The 21,231-nt window shown below is 46.7% G+C and carries 21 protein-coding genes; 13 read left to right on the plus strand and 8 right to left on the minus strand.

Annotated features, from left to right (window positions below; translation table 11 throughout):
• The first annotated feature begins 208 nt into the window (after positions 1-208).
• Complete coding sequence (locus AC2TDN_RS18170) at positions 209-934, plus strand: DUF4179 domain-containing protein (protein ID WP_484689555.1); 726 nt, start codon at positions 209-211, stop codon at positions 932-934.
• 171 nt (positions 935-1,105) lie between these two features.
• On the opposite strand, the gene AC2TDN_RS18175 is transcribed toward AC2TDN_RS18170, so the two are convergent.
• Positions 1,106-2,293 (minus strand): ROK family protein, encoded by a 1,188-nt coding sequence (locus AC2TDN_RS18175; RefSeq protein ID WP_484689557.1) that lies wholly within the window; start codon positions 2,291-2,293, stop codon positions 1,106-1,108.
• 775 nt (positions 2,294-3,068) lie between these two features.
• Between AC2TDN_RS18175 and AC2TDN_RS18180 the strand changes: the two genes are divergently transcribed.
• On the plus strand, positions 3,069-3,716 hold the full coding sequence (locus tag AC2TDN_RS18180; protein ID WP_482065885.1) for a GntR family transcriptional regulator: 648 nt from the start codon (positions 3,069-3,071) through the stop codon (positions 3,714-3,716).
• A gap of 45 nt (positions 3,717-3,761) precedes the next feature.
• A complete protein-coding gene (locus tag AC2TDN_RS18185) occupies positions 3,762-4,931 on the plus strand; it encodes a helix-turn-helix domain-containing protein (RefSeq protein ID WP_484689560.1) in 1,170 nt (389 codons plus the stop codon).
• 59 nt (positions 4,932-4,990) lie between these two features.
• Here AC2TDN_RS18185 and AC2TDN_RS18190 read toward each other — a convergent pair whose 3' ends face one another.
• Positions 4,991-5,896 carry an RraA family protein gene (locus tag AC2TDN_RS18190; RefSeq protein WP_484689562.1) on the minus strand — a complete coding sequence of 302 codons (906 nt, stop codon included), beginning with the start codon at positions 5,894-5,896 and terminating at the stop codon, positions 4,991-4,993.
• 227 nt (positions 5,897-6,123) lie between these two features.
• Between AC2TDN_RS18190 and AC2TDN_RS18195 the strand changes: the two genes are divergently transcribed.
• Genes AC2TDN_RS18195 through AC2TDN_RS18210 form a run of 4 tightly spaced genes read left to right on the plus strand, consistent with a single transcriptional unit; the run spans position 6,124 to position 10,334 of the window.
• The gene (locus AC2TDN_RS18195) at positions 6,124-7,086 is read left to right on the plus strand and encodes a carbohydrate ABC transporter permease (RefSeq protein ID WP_484689564.1); all 963 of its coding nucleotides are present in this window, start codon (positions 6,124-6,126) and stop codon (positions 7,084-7,086) included.
• Positions 7,083-7,913 (plus strand): carbohydrate ABC transporter permease, encoded by an 831-nt coding sequence (locus AC2TDN_RS18200; RefSeq protein ID WP_482065889.1) that lies wholly within the window; start codon positions 7,083-7,085, stop codon positions 7,911-7,913. Before AC2TDN_RS18195 ends, AC2TDN_RS18200 begins: the two co-directional genes overlap by 4 nt.
• A 39-nt stretch (positions 7,914-7,952) precedes the next feature.
• A complete protein-coding gene (locus tag AC2TDN_RS18205) occupies positions 7,953-9,305 on the plus strand; it encodes an ABC transporter substrate-binding protein (protein WP_484689567.1) in 1,353 nt (450 codons plus the stop codon).
• Between the two features lie 30 nt (positions 9,306-9,335).
• Positions 9,336-10,334: a mannonate dehydratase gene (locus tag AC2TDN_RS18210; protein ID WP_484689569.1), complete on the plus strand. Its 999-nt coding sequence runs from the start codon at positions 9,336-9,338 to the stop codon at positions 10,332-10,334.
• 160 nt (positions 10,335-10,494) lie between these two features.
• Here the strand turns inward: AC2TDN_RS18210 and AC2TDN_RS18215 are convergent, their stop codons facing one another.
• The 3 genes from AC2TDN_RS18215 to AC2TDN_RS18225 are packed head-to-tail and all read right to left on the minus strand — an operon-like array spanning position 10,495 to position 13,514.
• Complete coding sequence (locus tag AC2TDN_RS18215) at positions 10,495-11,883, minus strand: mandelate racemase/muconate lactonizing enzyme family protein (protein ID WP_484689572.1); 1,389 nt, start codon at positions 11,881-11,883, stop codon at positions 10,495-10,497.
• Positions 11,884-11,933: 50 nt separating this feature from the next.
• Positions 11,934-12,719, minus strand: coding sequence for an SDR family NAD(P)-dependent oxidoreductase (locus AC2TDN_RS18220; protein ID WP_484689575.1), 786 nt, complete (start codon positions 12,717-12,719; stop codon positions 11,934-11,936).
• Positions 12,720-12,740: 21 nt separating this feature from the next.
• Entirely contained in the window at positions 12,741-13,514 is a 774-nt protein-coding gene (locus AC2TDN_RS18225; protein ID WP_484689577.1) for an SDR family NAD(P)-dependent oxidoreductase, read from the minus strand.
• Positions 13,515-13,736: 222 nt separating this feature from the next.
• Between AC2TDN_RS18225 and AC2TDN_RS18230 the strand changes: the two genes are divergently transcribed.
• The 4 genes from AC2TDN_RS18230 to AC2TDN_RS18245 all read left to right on the plus strand — a co-directional run bounded on the left by AC2TDN_RS18230 (position 13,737) and on the right by AC2TDN_RS18245 (position 17,183).
• The gene (locus AC2TDN_RS18230) at positions 13,737-14,570 is read left to right on the plus strand and encodes a VanW family protein (RefSeq protein ID WP_484689579.1); all 834 of its coding nucleotides are present in this window, start codon (positions 13,737-13,739) and stop codon (positions 14,568-14,570) included.
• Between the two features lie 25 nt (positions 14,571-14,595).
• Positions 14,596-15,120 carry a hypothetical protein gene (locus AC2TDN_RS18235; protein WP_484689581.1) on the plus strand — a complete coding sequence of 175 codons (525 nt, stop codon included), beginning with the start codon at positions 14,596-14,598 and terminating at the stop codon, positions 15,118-15,120.
• Between the two features lie 345 nt (positions 15,121-15,465).
• Positions 15,466-16,578, plus strand: coding sequence for an SH3 domain-containing protein (locus AC2TDN_RS18240; protein ID WP_484689584.1), 1,113 nt, complete (start codon positions 15,466-15,468; stop codon positions 16,576-16,578).
• Positions 16,579-16,655: 77 nt separating this feature from the next.
• A complete protein-coding gene (locus AC2TDN_RS18245) occupies positions 16,656-17,183 on the plus strand; it encodes a hypothetical protein (RefSeq protein WP_484689586.1) in 528 nt (175 codons plus the stop codon).
• Positions 17,184-17,266: 83 nt separating this feature from the next.
• Here the strand turns inward: AC2TDN_RS18245 and AC2TDN_RS18250 are convergent, their stop codons facing one another.
• On the minus strand, positions 17,267-17,413 hold the full coding sequence (locus AC2TDN_RS18250; RefSeq protein WP_482065899.1) for a hypothetical protein: 147 nt from the start codon (positions 17,411-17,413) through the stop codon (positions 17,267-17,269).
• Positions 17,414-17,558: 145 nt separating this feature from the next.
• Positions 17,559-18,455 (minus strand): oxygen-dependent tRNA uridine(34) hydroxylase TrhO, encoded by an 897-nt coding sequence (trhO, locus tag AC2TDN_RS18255; protein ID WP_484689588.1) that lies wholly within the window; start codon positions 18,453-18,455, stop codon positions 17,559-17,561.
• 168 nt (positions 18,456-18,623) lie between these two features.
• Between trhO and AC2TDN_RS18260 the strand changes: the two genes are divergently transcribed.
• Entirely contained in the window at positions 18,624-18,995 is a 372-nt protein-coding gene (locus AC2TDN_RS18260) for a hypothetical protein (protein WP_484689589.1), read from the plus strand.
• Positions 18,996-19,078: 83 nt separating this feature from the next.
• Here the strand turns inward: AC2TDN_RS18260 and AC2TDN_RS18265 are convergent, their stop codons facing one another.
• The gene (locus AC2TDN_RS18265) at positions 19,079-19,957 is read right to left on the minus strand and encodes a LysR family transcriptional regulator (RefSeq protein WP_482065902.1); all 879 of its coding nucleotides are present in this window, start codon (positions 19,955-19,957) and stop codon (positions 19,079-19,081) included.
• Positions 19,958-20,073: 116 nt separating this feature from the next.
• Here AC2TDN_RS18265 and aroC point away from each other — a divergent pair, with 116 nt between their 5' ends.
• On the plus strand, positions 20,074-21,129 hold the full coding sequence (gene aroC, locus AC2TDN_RS18270) for a chorismate synthase (RefSeq protein WP_482065903.1): 1,056 nt from the start codon (positions 20,074-20,076) through the stop codon (positions 21,127-21,129).
• The last annotated feature ends 102 nt before the right edge of the window (positions 21,130-21,231 follow it).

Consider the following 21,231-nt stretch of genomic DNA (forward strand, 5'->3'; position numbering starts at 1 on the left):
TTGATACAATGACCATGGTGATTGGGAAGACGTCTCCGGTGATACTGTTAGAGCAGTAACACGACTTATGGAGGCGTCTTTTCCTTTCCTAGATTAACTTACATGGTCATTATATCGGTCAATGTCTGGACAATCTTAACCGTCAACTGACGGTCATATTAGATTAGCGGAAACACTTTATGATGATTATAAGGAATACTCAACTGAAATGAACATCTCAACTGAAAGCAATGGCATTAAAGTTACGATAAATGATGCCATTTTTGATGGAAAAACGGTGAGCTTAACCTTTTCGATAGAAAGCGATCAAGAGCTAAGTGATCATCCCATTTCACATCCCTTTTTAGATGTAAAGGGTTCAATTGGAGGTGGAGGCAGCATTCAAACTTCAAAAGTGAATGGAAATAAATATGTCGGCTTGCTCACATCTACGAACCATTTTCACACTGAAAAAGATACCGTAAATATTAAGTGGAATATCGAAAGTATAGCCATTAAAAATAGTCCAGAGAAAATAAAAGGTAATTGGAGCTTTGCTCTTTCTTTAGATGCAACAAATAGAAATACACAAGTCATTAACCAAAAAGCAGAGCATGAAGGTGTGGCGGTGAATATTGAAAAAATATCGGTCACGCCGATGTCCTTTATCGTTTTCTTTGATCAGTCGGTTTCGGAGATGGTAAGAAAAAAATGGAATATGGTAGATGTCGAGATAGAGATTAATGATGATCTAGGAAATCATTACTCAGGTAAAGGAAATGGTGGAACAGGTGATCGGGAAGGCTATAACATGAGCTGGAGTAAAACGTTCGAAAAACTAGACCCAAATGCAACGCAACTCATCATCACACCTCAAATCAATCTATATGAACATACATCAGATAATCATGGTTCAGTGGAAATTACGAGAGATGGACAAAAGAAATTCCAATAACCAAAAAAGCTGGTATTGGCAAAAAAGAATATGTTTTGGAAGACATCGTTGTTGAATTAAAGAAGCATTAATGTAAAGGACGCTGTCACCAGAACAACAGTGCGAATTGATGACCCTATAATAAAGAAAAGAACGATGCCAGCGTGAGCTGAAGCATCGTTCTTTTTTTTGCTAGTTGAGCTCCCACTCCTGCAGCAGCATGATGGCAGCGCCGGCCGTTACGGCGTCTTCCGTCAGCTGCCCTTGCGTAAATTTGGGCTCATACTGCGGGGAATAGTAGATGTTGCTGCGAGCAACCTGTATAACGGTATCATAGATCGACTTATGCACTTTGACGAGCGGACCGCCCAATATAACAGCCTCGGGATGCAAAATATTGATTAAATTAGCAATCCCAATACCTAGATAGGTTGCCGTTTGCAGAAACTGTTCCGTAACGAATGCATCCTTCTGGATATAGGCTTTCTGCAGCGCATCAAATTGTATATCCTCTGGCGGGATTCCCTTTAGCGAGCTTTCTCTGCCCAGCTTCAGCTGCGAGCGAATTTTTTTCTCTAAGGCAGGAATCGATACGAGCGCTTCAAGCGCCCCATAATTCCCTTCGTCGCCGAGTCTTGGGCCATCCGTCTGGATAATCATTTGACCGAAGGAGCCTTCCATGTCCACCGCGCCTCTTACGATTTGTCCGCCTGACATCATCGAGGTCCGCAAGCCTACACCAGCATGGACATAAAGCATATGCTTCACTTCTTCATTCCGAAGCGCCCAATGCTCGCCAATAATCGCTGTATTGGCTCCATTATCGAGCAGGGCAGGCAGCCCTAAGCGCTGCTCCAGCAGCTCGCAGATCGGAACATTGCTCCATCCCTCAGCGGGAAAATAGCGCGGCTTCAGCATAATGCCGTCCTCGCGGCTTAACGGACCAACAGCGCCGATGCCAATGCCGATTATTTTTTCGCGCTCAATCTGGCACTCGCTCATCATGCGTTCAGCAAGCTGTGTGATTTTGGCGAGCAGCCTCTCAGGCGTCATACGCTCATCCATTTTCCATCTCTCGAATGCCAGCGGTTTTAAATTCATGTCATATAAACCGATAGAGGAGGAGAAACGAGAAACTTCCAAACCGAATACGGCGCGGTGTTCGGGATTGACGCGATAGAGAATCGGCTTTCTGCCGCCGGTTGAACGACCTAGCTCAGACGCTAGTATTAGCCCGTCCGACAGCAGCTCCTCCAGCAGCCTTGACAGGCTGGTGCTAGTTACTGTAAGCCGCTCCATTAGGGCGGCCTTGGATACTAGACCATTTCGAATAATAAAATCAAAAACTTGTTTTTTTATAGTGGGATGCTTCACATTCATCATATATTCTCCATTTGTCCAAGTAGTTAGATCGGATATAAATCAAACTCTATTATATGCTGTTTGCTGTAGGCGTGACTAGAGATAAGCTATAAATAATTGCAATGATCTTACAAATTCAGCTTAGTATCCATTTATATTAATCTACAGTGCGCTACGTTGCACAAAATACAATAGAAAGCTGACATGAGAGCCTAATATTTGAGCTACATTGCAGAAATGCAGCAAGAGCAGGCTCGGAAGCAGAAAATCGGCTCGTTTGGTCGATTCTATTGCAGAAACTACATTGTAGGTATAGTGGGGATGCTCGGAAGAGAGTTCTGTTGTATAAAGTGCAACGTAGCTAGGAGGAATGTGGATGTTCTGTTTTGCGGAACGCATCGCAACCAAAGAGTATGGTGAATAATGATGCCGCTGGTGTTCTACATGCCATGTTAAAGGGAGCAAGTTTGTGGGGACTGGATGATAAGCGATCTAAATTCGTTTCTTTACCGTGACGTGGTAAAAGAATGAATACAACTGTCTGACGAAAACTCTCATCAAAAGGGGACGTTGATGACACGTAGCAATACGTGTAAATCTGTCAGAATTCGACAATCTATTCGGTTGTCATCGTGAAAAAGAAGTTTTATAATGTGGTTATAAGCAAATTATCGATAATCCCAAATGTAGAGGAGGAAGATGACGGAACTTTTTTTTCAAGGCAAATGGTAACGCTTTCTTTTTTTGAACTATATTATCGATAATCGATAATGGGAAACGGAGACGTGATTGCATGTACGAAAACCTGTCTATTTCACCCGTTCATTCGATAAGCGAGCAAGTTTTTACGGCATTGAAGAAGGAAATTCTTGCTGGTGATCTGCAGCCAGGGGCACGTTTGCTCGTGCTTGAGATCGCCAAGAAGTTTAATATCAGTCAAGCACCGGTTCGCGAAGCGCTGGAACGACTGAAGTCTGCAGGCTTTATTACGGGCATCCCAAACAAGGGGTCGGTTGTCTCCGATATAACTGCGAAGGAAATTAAAGATATTTTCGAGCTGAGGGAAATTATTGAAGGCTTTGCGGTTCGGCAATCGATGCAGCGGTTAACCGAAAATGATTTTGACTACTTGGAAGACATTATTAAGCGTATGCACCTCGCGCACGAGCAAAATGATATTTTGAACATATTGGAGCTGGATATGGAGTTCCATGGTTTTTTTTATAAACGGTGCGATAATCATATGATCCTTGAGCTGTGGAATCGCATGAGAATCAAAGTGATGAGGTTTATGGCTATCTCCAATCGGCATTATTCTACGGATGGACTTGCGGATTGGCATCTACGTTTGGTGGATGTGCTGCGCACTGGCGATACAGAGTTAGCGGAACAGACCTTTATCGAGCATATGCACTCTTATAAAATGATTCATCTCAATTAGTGTCATGCATCTCGTAAGTTAACCTTACAAAAGGGGCAATGGAGTATGCTGAGCGAGGGATTATTATTTAAAGAAGATGTCGTTCTAACCTGGATGAGGGACCGTTTCCTCCGGAATTTAGTCTCAAACACCGCTGCTGTGAAAACAGACTTGAAGGATAGCTTATCACGGTTGCAGTTGAACCCTTACTACACCTTTCCTGCGCTGGCTTTGCTGGAGCCTGCCGTTTACTTTGACGATGAGCATGAGAAAATTGTTTATTTGGAGCGAATGCGGGATTATATGCAGAAAAAAATATCGGATAGCAGCATCGTATTTGTAGATGAGGAGGGCAGGGTAGGCCTGCTCTTCTCGTGGGTGTCCAAAGAAACGATTGAGATGATTCAGACCATGTTGACGGAGCATTTCCAGCAGCCGTTCAATATCGGGGTAGGAAAGCCTTGCGGCCATTTGTATGATATCGTTCATTCCTATCGCCAGGCTTCACGCGCGCTGCAATATAAGTTTTATCGCGGGACGGGCAAAATTATTTATTACAGCGAGCTTGGGCGATATGAATCGCTTCAGCACTATCCTTCCGATAAGGAGAAGGAGCTATTTGATGCCTATAAAGCTGCGGAATCGACAGCCGAGATTGAGTCGTGCGTACAGCTTTTTTATAGCGAGATCCTGAGTAATGGTCCACTGGATGCTCAGAGCGTCTACGATTTGACGGTTAGGCTGCTCGTAGGAACGGAGAAGCGTGTGCTGGCTGAGGCAGAAAATGTTAGCGCATATGAGCAATTTGACGTGATGTCGATCGTGAAGCTTGAGACGCTGGAGGAAATTAAGCACTATGTCATTCACTTTCTCATCGGCTTGAAGGATGTGCTTACCCACAACCAGAAGGAGAGCCATCGCAGCATTATTAAAAAGACGATCCATCACATGGAGAAGGAGTGTCAATTTGCATCCTTGCAAAGCGTCGCACAGAAGGTTTATATGACGCCTACTTATTTGAGTTTGTTATTCAAGACGAATACGGGAAAAACGTTTATCGAGCATTTGACGGATATTCGTATCGATAAAGCGAAGGATATGCTAAAGAGCACCCATTTCAAAAACTATGAGGTAGCAGAGAGGGTCGGTTACCAAGATCCGCGATATTTTAGCCAAATCTTTAAGAAAAAGGTTGGGTTGTCGCCTAGCGAATATCGGGAATTCGTAGGGAAGTAGCTAATTTGAGAGAAAGAAGGACTCTATTGGCAGCGTTTCTGCCAACGGAGTCCATTTTTTTATAGCCTGACATCGCTCTGAGGGCCGTTTCGCTCATTTTTCCGCGCATCAGCAAGCTCTGACTCCCAGGTAAGATGGCGATATTCCACCGCAGCGTCATCATTTTCGAACCAGCTCAAGAAATCCGACCAAAGCGCAACATCCCATGCCGCATCAATCTGCGCCGTTGTATAGACGCTGTCGCGCAGCCGCACGAATCCGAACACGTCGCGCACTTGGGATTTTTCGGCTTGCACGACCGTAAGCTCGGCTAGGTGAGGCGGAATGAAGATGACGCCGGCAGGCGTTCCAAGCACGACGTCGCCCGGCATACAGATCGCTTTGCCAATTCGTGTCGGCACGTTCATGCCTACCATCGTAACATCCGCAATCGCAGTAGGGTCGCTGCCGCGATAGAATACGTTGATATTATCAATTTCAACGACCTGCTGGTTGTCGCGAATGCCGCCCCAAATGACCGCACCGCCGTGCTTCGTACGGGTTGAGATCGCAGTCGATAGATTCCCGCCGACGTATGTGCCGAGATGCACCTTATCGAACATGTCGACAACTGCGACATCGTCTTCAACCAAAGCATCAATGACCCATTGATTAAAGAAGCCTTTGCGCTCCTCTTGCTCATGCCCATAATTCAACAAGGTTTCATGCAAATCCGGGCGCTTCGGTACCATCACGGCAGTTACTGCGCGTCCGACCATGGTTTTATTAGGATGAATGATTTTGAAATCGCCTTCGAATTGAAAAGCATAACCTCTGTTCCAGAGAGGGCCCCAAGCTTCCTCCAACGTAATTTTGCGCATGCGGCGTAAAATATCCTCGGATACTTTAGGGCGTCCATTAGGGAAGCGTTCGCCCTCCCAAAGCGGCGTAAGCTGAATGATATCTTCCGGGTTGTCAAATTTCATCTGAGCACCTCTTTCGCGATAGTGTTGAAGGCTGGTGTGGCTTGCTTCGTAAGTCTATTGTTAGGGACATTCCCATATTTGTCGATGCGACTTTCTTAAGGCATTTTGCGGCAATCTATGAATTTTTCACACTATATAAAATCAAACGAATTCATAATTTCTTCCCCTTCATTCATGTAACCGCTTTCGTTTAAAGTAAGGGAACATTATCCACGAAGGGGGAGGAGATGATTGGAGTGAAGGCGGAGAGTTCGACAACGATTGCGTTAAATAGCAAGCCTGCAAGGTTGAAGCGAAAGCAAAAGGGTACAACAAACTTAGCCGGTTATATTTTTATATCCCCATGGCTGATCGGCTTTTTGCTGCTGACGCTCTGGCCAATCGCACAGTCGTTTTATTTGTCTTTTACCGACTATTCCTTGCTGGAGGACCCCGTATGGACGGGAACGGACAATTACGTCAAAATTTTCACGAGCGATGCCACCTTTACGAAATCGCTCGGCGTAACGTTTATGTTTGTCCTATTCTCGGTCCCGCTCAAGCTGTTTTTCTCGCTGATGGTCGCTTTGGCGCTTAACAAAAACATCCGTGGCATGAACATATATCGGACGGCTATTTATTTTCCATCCTTGATCGGAGGAAGCATAGCGGTAGCGGCGCTTTGGCGCAATATGTTCGGCATTGACGGTTATATCAACCAAGTGCTGGCTTGGTTTGGAGTCGAGGGAGTGGGCTGGATTTCCAATCCGGATACGTCGCTCGGCACGCTGATCTTACTCAATACATGGCAATTCGGCTCGACGATGGTTATTTTTTTGGCGGGGCTGAAGCAGGTTCCACAGGAGCTCTATGAATCGGCATCCGTAGACGGAGCAGGCAAGGTGAGGAAATTTATCAGCATTACGCTTCCGATGCTCTCGCCGGTTATGTTCTTTAATCTCGTGCTTGGCATTATCGGTTCCTTCCAAACGTTTACGTCTGCGTTCATCATTACGAAGGGCGGTCCGATTAATTCCACTTACATGTATGCGATGTTCCTTTATGAGAAGGCGTTCAAGCATTATCAGATGGGCTATGCGTCGGCGCTTGCTTGGATACTGCTGACGATTGTCGCGCTGCTCACGATCATTAATTTTGCAGCTTCGAAATACTGGGTATTTTACGAGTCGGATGGGGGGAAAACGAAATGAATTCGATGCGTTCCAAGCTGTCGAGCCATTTGTACCTAACCCTATTCTCCTTTCTGATGCTGTACCCCGTCATCTGGTGGGCAGGAGCTTCGCTTAAGAAGACGGAGGAGCTCAGCTTGCCGACGATCTGGCCTTCTAAGCCGATGTGGAGCAACTATTGGGATGGCTGGCATTTCTCATCCGAATATACGTTTGCTCACTTCTTCGGCAACACGCTGCTTATGGAGCTTGGCAATGTCCTTGGCGGCGTTGCTACGGCTGCGATTGTCGCTTACGGCTTCGGAAGACTAAACTTCAAGCTGCGCGGCTTCTGGTTTTCGATTTTGCTTCTTACGATGATGCTGCCTGGACAAGTAACGGTTGTCCCGCAGTACATCTTGTTCAATAAGCTCGGGTATGTCGACAGCTATGTGCCGCTTGTGCTCCCGCATTTTTTTGGGGGAGGGGCATTCTTCATCTTCCTGCTCGTCCAATTCATTCGCGGCATTCCAAAGGATCTTGATGAGGCTGCAACGATAGATGGGGCAAGCGTTTACGGCATCTTCTGGCGGGTGATATTGCCTTTGCTGAAGCCGTCGCTTGTAACGGTAGCGATCTTCACGTTTATTTGGAGCTGGGATGATTTCTTCGCGCAGGTGCTTTATTTAAGCTCCGTCGATAAGTTTACCGTCGGCTTGGCACTGCGGATGTTCATCGATCAATTCGACATTCAGTGGGGACAATTGCTTGCGATGTCCTTGCTGTCGATCTTACCTTCGGTCATTATCTTCTTCTTTGCACAGAAGCACTTTGTCGAAGGAATAGCGACTACAGGCCTAAAGGGGTAACGGCATTACATTTTACAAAGGTAAAGGGGATGCTCGAGGATGAAAAAAGGTTGGTCCATGGGAAAGGGCTTCGGATTGTTGATGCTGGCTCTGCTGTTAGTGTTGACTGCATGCAGTGGAGGAGGAGGCGGCAATGGGGGCGAGGAAACGAATGGCGGGGCGAATAGCTCGGCAAAGCCAGAAGACGAAGGCGGCAAAGAGACGGGCGGCAAAACGACGCTCAGCATGATGTGGTGGGGACCGGATGCCAGGCATGAGGCGACGAAGAAGGCACTCGATATTTACTCGCAGCAAAATGCGAACGTAACGTTCAAGCCGGAATTTATGGCATGGGATGCATTCTGGCAGAAGCTGCCGACTCTTGCCGCTTCAAAGTCCATAACCGACGTGCTGCAAATGGATGCTGCTTACCTCCAAGAGTATGTATCACGCGGCCAGCTGGAGGATCTCTCTGACATTGATCTAACCGGTATCGTTGATCCAACGGTCATAACGAATTTGCAAATCGACGGCAAGCTGTACGGCATTCCGCTCAGTCAAAATGCACAAGGCATTGCGTTCAATAAAGTGGAGCTTGAGCAATACGGCATCCCGCTTCCGCATAAGGATTGGACATACGATGAGTTTTTCCAGTGGGCAAGAGATGCGCGGGCGAAGCTGCCCGAAGGGAAATATCCAATTGGCGATACAACGACATGGGACAGCTTCAACTATTATCAGACCTCGATGGGCAAACCGCCGGTCATGTCGGATGGCGGCAAAACGTTCACGCTCGACAAGGATTTGTTTATGACCTTCTATCAAACGTATGAGGAGTTCCGGAAGGCGAAGATCGTGCCGCCTGCCGAGAAAGCTGCCGCGTTCCTTGAGAATGACCCGCAAGCCGACCCGATGGCATCCGGCGTAGTAATGACAAGAGGCGCTACAACAGGCTCTGTCAGCGCGCTTGAGCAGCTTATGCCTGGAAAGGTTGCAGTCGTGAACATGCCGGTTGGACCCTCTGGCGGCGGCTGGGCACAGTCTACCATCTTCTTGAGCGTCAGCGCGAATTCCAAAAACAAAGACGAAGCGAAAAAATTCGTGAAATGGTTCATTACCGATAAAGAAGCTGGTGCCGCTCTTAGCTTAACGCGAGGCATCCCGATTAATCCAGATGTGTATAAAGAGCTTGAGCCTAATCTTGAACCAAAGGATAAGCTGGGCAAAGAATTATATGATCTGTCGCTGGACAAAGCATTGCCGTTCTACCCGCCGGCAGCTGGGTTCTCGGAATGGGTCGATACGTACAAGAAGGAGATAGAGGCTGTTACGTTCGGCCAGCAATCCATTGAGGAAGCGTTCAACAAGATTGACAAGATGGGCAAGGAGCTTGCAGCGAAGGTAGCAGAATAAAAAACCAATGTTGAAAGTGAGGTTTTGCAGTTGCAATTAGCAGAAGTATTCCCGTCCCAGCCGTCTAGGCTATGGCATTTGGCAAAGCAGCTCAGCGTCGATCATGCTGTTGGAGGACTCCCATGGGAAGAGAAGCTTGAGAAGCCATGGGATTTGATGCCGCTTATCCGTATGAAGCAGAGGTTTGCCGACTCCGGGCTTGCGCTGTCCGTGATCGAATCGATGCCGCCGAGCAACGAAATCAAGCTTGGCACTGCGGGACGCGATGCCGAAATCGAAGTGTTTCAGCAGTTTATTACGAATATGGGTGCGGCTGGCATTCCCGTTCTTTGCTACAATTTCATGGCTCAGTTCAACTGGTTCCGAACGTCCACAACTACGCGCACGCGGGGCGGGGCACTCGTCTCGAGCTACGATCATAGCTTGATGCTGGATGCGCCGCTAACGGAAGCCGGGATTGTGAGCGAGGAGCAGCTTTGGGAAAATCTCCAGTACTTTATGGAGCGTATCGTACCGGTAGCGGAGCAGGCAAAGGTAAAGCTAGCGCTTCATCCCGATGATCCCCCGATTACGCCGATAAGAGGCGTATCACGCATCCTGACAAGTGCAGCAGCCTTGCAGCGCGCCATTGATTTAGTTCCCAGCGAATACAACGGGATTACTTTATGCCAAGGCACCTTGGCTACTGCCGGAGAACATATTCCGAGCGTCATTCGTCAATTTTCCAAGCAGAACAAAATGTTTTTCGTTCATTTCCGCGATGTCAAAGGAACGCCGGAGAAGTTTGAGGAAACCTTCCATGATGACGGGCAAACGAATATGCTGGAGGCGATGCACACGTACTACGAGGTCGGCTTTAACGGACCGGCAAGGCCCGATCATGTGCCGACGATGGAAGGCGAGGACAACGCTAATCCAGGCTATGAGCTGCTTGGCCGTTTATACGGAATCGGCTACATTCGCGGCTTGATGGAAGCAGCAGCTGCTGCTCAAGCGGCCAAAGGGACTGTGTCGAGCGGCAGCATTTAGAAGACGAGAGTGCAATAAGTAGAGAAACACCTTCAACTGCCGCTATTAAAGTGGTGTTGAAGGTGTTTTTTTGAAATTGAAAAAGGTAGTCAGATTCACAACGCAAAGAAGCGGAATGCCCTATAAGCATCCCGCTTCTATTAAGCTTGTTTAGCAACAATCAGCTCCAAAGCCGATCGTTGGAGTGGTAGTGATTCCAGTTGTCTGTGGAATCCCACAGGCCTGGAATTTTCGGATGGAGGTGCTGCGCCAAAACCTCGTCATTCAGATCGTCGATACCAAGACCCGGCGCATCGGTCATATGGATAAAGCCATTCTGGACAAGCTTCTTAGGGAGCTTGCTGCTAATGATGATGTCATCCCACCAAGGCACCTCGCAAGAGTGGTACTCAAGCGCCATAAAGTTCTCGGTAGCTGCGGCAACATGCGCGGCTGCCAGGCAAGCGATCGGACTCTCTGCCATATGGATCGCCATTGCAACGCCGTACTCCTGTGCCATGTCGCCGATTTTTTTCGTCTCCAAAATACCTCCAGTCGTCAGGACGTCTGGATGGATAACCGATACGCCGCCAGCTTGAAGAAGTGGTCGGAAGTTTTCCTTCAAATAAATATCCTCGCCCGTACAGATCGGAGTGGCAACCGCACGCGAGAGCTTAGCGTATTGCTCCGTATACTGCCATGGAAGCATATCCTCCATCCAAGCCAGATTGAATTTATCGACGCGCCGTCCAAGCTTAATGCAATCCTCAAGGCCGATATGTCCGAAATGATCGACAGCTAGCGGAACCTCATAGCCGATTACAGCGCGCACATCCGCAACGTACTGCTCGAGCATATCGAGACCTTTTTCCGTTACATGAATCGCGGTGAAAGGGTGGGGGATGTTGTGGATGTCATAGTGCTGATTCCGAATATTACGAATTTCATCCTCTGTGAGCGTATCATGATTGTTGCTGTAGCGGTTTTTGGAGATGCTGCGCATTTCCTCCAAGAAGCCGATCGGAGCGCTTAACGTGCCGGGCTCGTTAATAATTTGACCGATGCCAAGATCCATCTTGAGGAAGGAGAAGCCTTCCTCCATACGCTTCTTAAGCGCTAAGCCCATAGCTGTGCCTGTATCTTTGCCGACTACCTCGGTGTCGCAGTACATGCGGATTTTTTCGCGGAACTTGCCGCCGAGCATTTGATAGACCGGTACGCCGTAAGCCTTGCCCGCCAAATCCCATAAAGCGATTTCGAGTCCGCTAACGCCGCCGCCTTGCCTCGCATGCCCGCCAAACTGCTTGATACGGCGAAACAGCTTATCGATATTGCATGGATTCTCGCCGAGCAAACGACCCTTCAACATTTGTGCATACACTTTATCTGCTCCGTCGCGCACCTCGCCAAATCCGACTAAGCCTTGATTGGTGAACACTTTAATCAAGCTGCTATGAAATGGACCGCCAACTATATCAGTAAACCTGATATCGGTAATGCGAAGCGTAGACGGACTTGAGTGGGTACTGACATGAGCTAGCGTTTCCTCATAGGATTGGTTATTGGACATGAAAATTCACTCCTTGTTTGTTAGTGTACAAATCATTCATCAATACAGACTCAAAGCAGCATGCTGCCGCCATCAAGCCTAATCGAAGAGCCGGTCATAAACTCGCTTTCATCCGATGCTATAAAACAAACGAGCTGCGCTACATCAAGCGGACGGCCGACGCGGCCAAGCGGAAACTTGTCACGAATCGAGCGGCTCGTTTTTTTATGCTTCTCAATGTCCTCGGCCGTCATAATCGGCTTGGACTCGCGAGCGCTTTGCTTGCCGACGTCAACTGCGCCAGGCTCGATCGTATTGACGCTAATTCCATACTTTGCAAGCTCAATCGCGCTTTCTCTGCCGAGCATGCGAATACCACCTTTTGTCATGGAATAAACGACGTCGAAATCAGTAGGGCGCTTGCTGTGAACAGAGGACATATTTATAATTCTGCCGGACTGCTTCACTTTCATATAAGGGAGTACAGCCTGCATGTTTTGCCAATAGCCCTTCAGATTGATGCTCATCATGCGATCGAACGAAGACTCGTCATGCTCGAAAAAGTCAAAGTTCAACTGAAGAGCGGCATTATTGACTAGAATGTCAATTCCGCCATAACACTCCGCAACCGTTTCGACCATTCGCTCAATATCTTGCTTATGCGCTACATTAGCTTGCACGATCATTGCACTGCCGCCAAAGTCATCAATTTGCTGCTTCGTGTCAAGTGCGCCGGCGTCGCTTTGATTGTAATGAACGGCAACCTGTACGCCGCGGCGCGCTAACTCAATGGCCACACCTTTGCCAATTCCCGTTCCGGCACCGGTAACTAAAGCTATTTTTCCTGCAATGCTCATCCAGCACCTCCATACCGGCGGTTAAGGCCGCTTCATTTTAAAATTCATGTAATGCAGCAGAAAGCCGCCATCGAGTCTAATATCTGATCCGTTGATATAGCGAGCCTCGTCCGAGGATAGGAACGAGACAAGCTCTGCCAAATCATCATGACTGCCTAATAAAGCATGAGGAACTTTATATTCGTAATCGTTATACAGCGTAGAAATGGTGCTTTGAAATATTTCGTCATCACCGTCCAGCGGGCCTAATTCGATCGTATTCACGCTGACGCCGAAACGGCCAAGCACAAGGGCAGCTTCCTTTGCGAGCATTTTAACCGCGCCTTTCGAAATGCTGTAGGTGAAGGCGGAGCCAGTAGGCTTCTCGGCATGAATAGAGGAGACGAAAATGACTTTTCCCGATTGCTTTCCCATCATTTGCTTGCCAACTGCTTGCGTACAAATAAAGGCGGACTTGGCATTTACAGCGACGCTATGTACAAATTGCTCTTCATCGCCAAATTCAATCGTACTTTGATAAACCTGATTATTGTTGTGTATGAGAACGTCCACTGTGCCCAGCTGCTGTTCAGCGAATTGCAGCATCTCCGTGACCTCTGCGCTGTTGCAAAGGTCAATATTGACGACGATCGCTTGCAAGCCGGCCTCTTGAATCTGCTTTAATTCCTCAGTAAGCGCTGACCCTCCCGAATAGCTGTTCAAAATAAACGGAGCACCACTTTGCGTCAATCGTTTAATGATCGCTTTACCGCTGCCGCTGTCTGAATCCGTTATAAAAACCAGCTTTTTTTGCAATCGAAACGATCCCCTCCATCCATAAAGACATAGGCTTCATAAAAAGCTCTTGTAGCTTTATATTAGTAAGTTGACCATCGCATGGCGATGCCGTAAAGTTATGATTTTGTTTGTTTTTTTGCAAACGTCGTTCAATCTCTCGAATCGTGTTAAAATAGGGATATAATGCCAATTTATTAATTTGGAGATCACGCCGATCCCAATAATATGGAATAGGAGAGAATGATGCACAAGCCCATTAAGAGAAGCCCATTTCGCATTTATGCGGGTACCAAATATTATCGGCTCAAACGATACTGGAGCTGGTTCACAGGCAGCAAGAAGTACACGAAGCGAATCACGAATAACGATTTATTGCCGCATGTTATTGCTGAGCATCGTACACCGCTCACCAGACAGCTGAAGGAAGTGGATCAATGGCTGCAGCATAACAAAGTGAAAAACCTGCAAATAGCGGCAAAGCGATTAAACCATATTCTGATCAAACCCGGAGAAACCTTCTCTTATTGGCGCTTAATAGGCAATCCTACGAAAAGCAAAGGGTACGTAGACGGCATGATTTTGTTCTATGGACGTGTTGTCACGGGAGTAGGGGGCGGCTTGTGCCAGTTGTCTAATTTAATCTATTGGATGACCTTGCATTCACCGCTTACGGTTACTGAGAGGTACCGGCATAGCTATGATGTTTTTCCTGATTCGGGACGCACGCAGCCTTTTGGCAGCGGGGCAACCTGTGCGTACAATTATTTGGACTTGCAGATCGAGAATCAGACTCAGCAATGCTACCAATTAGTCGTTTATTTGACGGATACGCACCTTGTAGGGGAATGGCGATCAGTTGCGTCAGCCGTTAATACCTATCAAGTCTACGAAAAGGAACACTGGATTACACAAGAGTTTTGGGGAGCGTACATAAGACATAATACGATTTACCGGAAAGTGTTCGATGCGGACCAGGAGCTGCTTTCAGACGAGTTTATTACTGAAAATCATGCCATTATGATGTATGAGCCGCTATTGACTGCTGGAAATTCCATTGCGAACGAAAGCAAGTAATTTAACGAATTTAAGGAGGTTATCAATGTCGAGAGCAAGAAAAACGATTCTATTCTCTTTAATTGGTCTATTAATTGTTCTCATTTATGTGCCTGTCTTGATCAGCTACGCGAACTATCGCTCGATAAAGATAAACAATGATAACGCTGATCAATTTATACATCATTTAGGGGCCGTCATACAGCAAAAAGATTCGTTTGAAATGACGGAAGTAGCGACTTTCGATTGGGATCACATGTATATATTTCAACCTTATCTCTCACGCGACGAGATGGAAAAGGCAACGGGGACGAAATGGACAACGGAAACTTCTTATTTCGCTTATTTGGAAAATGAATTTTTTATGGGGGATTTTCCTTTGCTTGATGAATCCATTCATAAGCTCGTGTTTGTAAAATCCGACAAGGTCGTGCTAGATGTAACGCTTGACCGATTCATAGCCGATTTTACATCGAGCGATCGGAGGATTGAAAGATCGGATTCCAAGTTTATTATTTCGAGGACGAAGGATCATTTTAATCGGTTAAGCAATGCAAGCATGAATGACTGAATAGCGATTTCAAAGCCATATAAAAGCCATTAAAAAATAGTGAGACAGTCTAGAAAATACGCTTTTGTGATCTAGACTGTCATAGCTCTTATTCTCTAGGGAATAAGAGCTTTTTTGTGTCTATATAAAAGCTCCAAAAACGTGACGATAGCCAAGTGGAATTAGTTTAATTTTTTCTCATAATTAGCAAATGCACGGAAAGCAGGTTAAAAACTCGTCTTTTGGAGGAGGCATCGACATATAATCTTCACAGACCGTCCACTTTTTGTTTGTACCTGCGAATTGTTGCCATCTCATTTATATCGCAATAGGCATATTTCAATAACTTAAGGGAGTGGTACTATTATGCGTAAAAAGTTAAATCAGCAATTGTTCGTTTACCTGCTTATTTTATCGTTAATCATAACACTAGGCATGTATGTGAAACCTTTAGATAACGACTCTAAGGAAGGTTCGGTCGTTCATTCGCAGGAGATCATTGAACCAGTAGTTAGCAACATCCTGCTTACTGACGCAAGCGAGTCCCCAAGCCCAGATCCAATCGCAGCTTCCATCGCTTCACCCATACCCTCACCGATACCCAATCCTTCCGATACCGGAGCACCGATTAATAAGGTCGTAGAGCCTCCAGTTACCTCACCAAATACGCAAACACAATCAATTGAAACACCTTCAGTTGCAAAAGAGCAATCGCATACATATGAGGTTACCGCATATTTTCTAAACGTACGGACCAAACCAAGCGCAAAATCGAGCATCATAAAGGTCATCGAGCAAGGCACAACCGTGCAAGTAACAGCAGCAGCCGATAATGGCTGGCTTGAGCTTCAAGATGGAGGATATATTCATGGCGGTTATGCCAAAGAAGTGAAAGAGAAAGGGAAAGTATCAATTTTATCTCTTCCGGCCGCAAGCCATCGTCAACCGACAAACGCATTTAACGATAGCAGCATGGAGAGCGCGCTGCAATCCGAAAGTATAGATGAAGAAGCTGTGGAAGTAGAAGAGGAAGAGGAGGAGCTTGGCAAGCCCACCTCGATCGTTAAATCGGACTCCGGCCTGACGGAGGAGCATATATCTAAAATATTTGAAGGCACCGCGCTATCCGGGCATGATTTGGAACAAGCTATCCTTGAAATTGAAGAGGAATATGGCATAAACGCTTATTTCACGATTGCCGTCATGAAGCTGGAGAGCGGCAATGGCAAAAGCAGATTAGCCAAGAGCAAAAATAATTTATTTGGCTTAAATGCGATAGATGGCGATAAGTACAACAAAGCGTTCAGCTTTAAAACAAAAGGAGACAGCGTTCGAAAATTCGGACAGCTCCTTTCCAAAAACTACGTCGGCAAAGGACTGACCACGATCGAGAAGGTCGCGCGCAAATATTGCCCCGCCAACTCGAAATGGTCTGGCTTAGTAAAAAATATAATGAAAAGCGATTTTCGAAAGCTGTAACTTGGCATTTTATGATCAAATATGGTATTTTCATCTTCTAGGCAACTTACGTAGAGGATACATAGGAGGTCACCAGCATGAGTGAAACCGTTCAAAAAATGCCGTTCGGCTATGAGCCGCCAAAGGATGAGCGCAAGGGTACACTCGTCTATTATGATTCCTTCGAGCATACGACAGAAAGGGAGCTTGATCTTGCGGCTTACCTTGCAAAGGAACGATTATTTATTAAGCTTGTTCTCTATCCCTTGCATGAGCAAAGCGTAAAGCGAATGTCAAAGGAAGAGGTAAGTCCCTTTTATAAACGTGAGGATAAGCTGCATGAATGGAAGAGGGAGCGGGGTGAAGCAAATGTTGTCGTCGAGAGGCTCGAGGTTAAACGGAAAAAGTATACGCCAATCGATTCTGCATTGAGACATTTGGCGGAAACCTATCCGAAGCCGCTGTTTCTGCTCATGACCGGAGAGACAGCCAACTTATTCGCATCCTTTTCCTCCTTTGAGGAATGGATCGTCAAAATTAGATTGCTGTTAATGGAGGAGCCGGAAAGGCTTCATCCGCGTCTTCTGCAATATAAGCATCGCTGGGAGTCCATTATCAACAAATGATTGGTTTATTATGAAGCAGTAACAACAAAGAGCTGCCCATGCGATCACCTCGCCGGGCAGCTCTTTGTTGTTACGCCTGCCGGTTAGCCAGTAGAAGGGCTGTTAGGCACATGGCCTTTCTGATTGCGATTCGCCTCAGTTGATTCAGCCAAGTTATTTTCCGCTTCTTGGGAGCTTGCTTCAAACGCCTGATTTTTGCTTGGAATCGACTTATTTTTATTGCGAGCCATCGTATGACCTCCAAACGCTTGATTGCCCAATACTATGAGGCAAGATTAGGTTAACCAAGTTCGCCCAAAATCATGTTGTTCTGCAAATGACAAAAAAAGACCGTACTTCGAAGTCGAAGCAAGGTCTTCCAATTGCATGAACACATTATTTTACGCTGACCACATGCTCCTCGCATGCAGTGGAGCAAAAGCCGTTTTTTGTTTCTTCACATTCTTTGCACACGATGTGCTGAAGATGGCAGGAATCGTCCGCACAGTTGATGTACGTATCCGCCGGCTGCTCGCAGTGGTGGCATTTTCCAACGACGACTGCTTCATCCGTCTGGTTGATTACAACCGATGTTCTTTCATCAAAGACGTAGCATTTGCCATCGAACAGTCTGCCTTGTACTTCCTCATCCTTACCGTACGTGACAATGCCGCCTTCTAGCTGATAAACGTCACTAAAGCCTTCGCTCATCATTACGCCAGTGAGCTTCTCGCAGCGAATGCCGCCCGTACAGTAAGTAAGAATCGGCTTGTCTTTGAAATCAGCCATATTCTCGCGAAGCCATTTCGGAAATTCCTTGAACGTCTCCAGATCAGGTCTGATCGCATTGCGGAAATGTCCAAGATCATATTCGTAATCGCTTCTGCCATCAAGCACGATAACATCTTCTCTTTGCAAATACTCATGAAACTCTTTAGGAGATAGACGAGTGCCGCTAAATGTATTCGGATCTAAAGGCTTATCATAACGAAGCGTAACAAGCTCTTTCTTGTAACGGACAAATATTTTTTTGAAAGCATGCTGATCGGCTTCATCTACTTTGAATACAATGTCCGAAAATAGCGGGTTAGCGCGCAAATCCTCCATGTATTTCTCCGTTTGCTCGATCGTTCCTGACAGCGTACCATTAATGCCTTCATCCGCAATTAAAATACGGCCCTTCACGTTTAATTGCTTGCAATAGGCAAGATGCTCGGCAGCAAATTGCTCCGCATCCGGTATGGTTACAAATTTATAATACAATAAAATTCGAAATTGATTATTGTCGCTCATCGCAGTCTTTCCTTTCCCGTAAACAAATAAAAACCATACTATATTATAGTTGACTCTTCGCATTAATTCAACAGATAACATTTTCAAAAGCAAAAAAAGGATTCGAATGATGCTTTCCAACTTAACTAAGGCGTCTTTATTGATGGCTATGCGCATAATCATGGAGCCGTGGAAATTTTTTTCACCCAATGGCATGCGATTTTGTACAGCAGATTTCTTGAATGCGCCATCTGGATAGCCGGATTAATCGTGAATGCCAAGAAACAAACCGGCTCCACGTGGCGGAAAGCCATTCCAGCAGGGTATGAGCTTGGATTGCTTGGTGTCGTCATTTTTCTTACAGGCGGACTATGCGATATGGTTTGGCACATCATTTTCGGCATCGAAGTAGACATTGAAGCTTTGCTAAGTCCATCCCATCTTGCGTTAATGTTGGGTGGAATCATGATCTTAACAAGTCCATTTCGAGCAGCATGGAGGGAGCATAACCACAGCGCTAAGATAGGCATTCAAATCGCGCATGCAGGACAAAACATTTAAATACACCCTTTGGTGCACTACGGCAGAGCATACTGATTAATAGAAAGAAGAGCCTCTCTGCAAGCGGAGAGGCTCTTTCCTGTTTATTGGAGCAGAGAGAGAAATCGATTGGCAACTAGCGATAATGAAGCGTCTCGTCTGATGGCGCAGCCAACGGAACGTTTTGGAATCGGTTCAATCGTAGGCAATTGCAGCAGCTTCCCGTCATCCAGCTCCTGCTTGACGAACGATTGTGTGACGAAGGCTGCACCGTAGCCTCGCCCAGCCAGCTCGATGAGCATGTCCATGCTGCTGAGCTCCATATCGGCATCAGCATCAACGCCTTGGGAGGAGAACCACTGCTCGACAAATGCTCTTGTGCTGCTTCCTGCAGAGAGCAGAAGCAGCGGAATTTGGGAAAGCGCAAAAGCCGTTAAAGGCTCAACCGCCAAATGGCGATAGGCCTGTCCGACAACGAAGCAGCTTTGAATATCCGTAAGGTGATGTACATCAAGCTCAGGATCAGAAGTAGGCAAATGGACAAGCCCTATATCAATTTGACCAGACTTCAGACGTGCCCGAATATCCGATGTTTTTCCTTGGGAGAGACGGATTCTCACGGCGGGATGCTCAGCATGAAACGTATCCAGAAGCGGGAGAAGCAAATGCTTGATAATAGGTCCGCTTGCGCCGATTCGAAGCTCGCCAGCAGAGAGATTTTTGAGTGATTGCAGCCTGTTTTCGCCCGCTTGCAGCGCGGAGAATGATTTTTCGACATAATCGAGTACTTCCATGCCTTCGGGTGTAAGCTTCACGCCTTTGGAAAGCCGGTCAAACAGCTTCACCTCAAGCTGTGCTTCCAATTGCTTAATGGCATAGCTGACCGAAGGCTGTGTAATATGCAGCTCCTGCGCCGCTTTCGTTAAATTGCCTAATTTCGCTGTGTGCAAAAATATACGATACCACTCCATACTCATTTGCATGATATCAAACCTCTCTATGGCAAAGTTCTTATATTTTGATTTCATTTATTTCACTCTCAAAATTATAATGGACATAATACGAATGCGTCAAAGCAGAGTCCAGGGAGGAACACGAAATGGCAGGTAGCACGTACGGAAGCAGCTTTAAAATAACAACCTTTGGCGAGTCGCATGGCGAGGCGGTAGGCGTCATCGTAGATGGCGTAACGCCAGGCGTCGAGCTGGATGAACAATATATTCAGACACAAATGGATCGAAGGAAGCCTGGTCAATCCTCGGTGACTTCGCCGCGTAAAGAATATGATGTGATCAGCATTCTATCAGGCATGTTCGAAGGCAAAACGACGGGAACGCCGCTATTCATTATGCTTCACAACAAAGATATGAGGCCAGATGCTTATAGCGATATTCAGTATTCCTTTCGTCCAGGGCATGCCGATTATACGTATTTGAAAAAATACGGCATTCGCGATCACCGCGGAAGCGGGAGAGCGTCGGGAAGAGAGACGGCAGGACGTGTTGCAGGCGGAGCGGTTGCTCGCAAGCTGCTCGAAAATAAAGGCATAAGCGTCGTCGCCTACACGAAGGAAATTGGCGGCATCAAATGCGAAACCTATCATGAGGACGAAATCGAGAAAAATGCCGTGCGGGCATGCGATCCGGAAGCAGCTCTTCGCATGATTGAGAAGATCGAGCATTTAGCTTCGGTGGGGGATAGCTGCGGCGGTATCGTTGAATGCAGAATAAGAGGGGTTCATCCCGGCATTGGCGAGCCTGTATTTGATAAGCTGGACGCGGAGCTTGCGAAGGCTATGCTGTCGATTGGCGCTGTTAAAGGCATTGAATTCGGCGCGGGATTCGCGGCAGCCGATATGCTTGGCAGCGAGCATAATGACGAAATGAGCAAAGACGGCTTTTTAACGAACAACGCGGGCGGCATCGTTGGCGGTATCAGCACGGGAGAAGAGATCGTGTTTCGGATAGCGGTTAAGCCAACCTCATCCATTTCTTTGCCGCAGCATACGATTGATATTCATGGGCAGGAAAAAATGATTGAAACGATCGGCCGTCATGATCCTTGTATTTGTCCGCGCATCATTCCGGTCGTCGAAGCGATGGCTTGTATCGTAGTCGAAGATCTCATTAAGCGTCAGGCTGCCATGCATGAATAACCTTGAAAGGGCTAGCTGCGGCTAGCCTTTTATTACTTTTTGCGGTCTGCACGCTCATTCATCTTCTTATGATATGCTTATAGATGACGAATGCCGAGGGGA

The organism is Paenibacillus sp. Y660, from assembly GCF_057221575.1.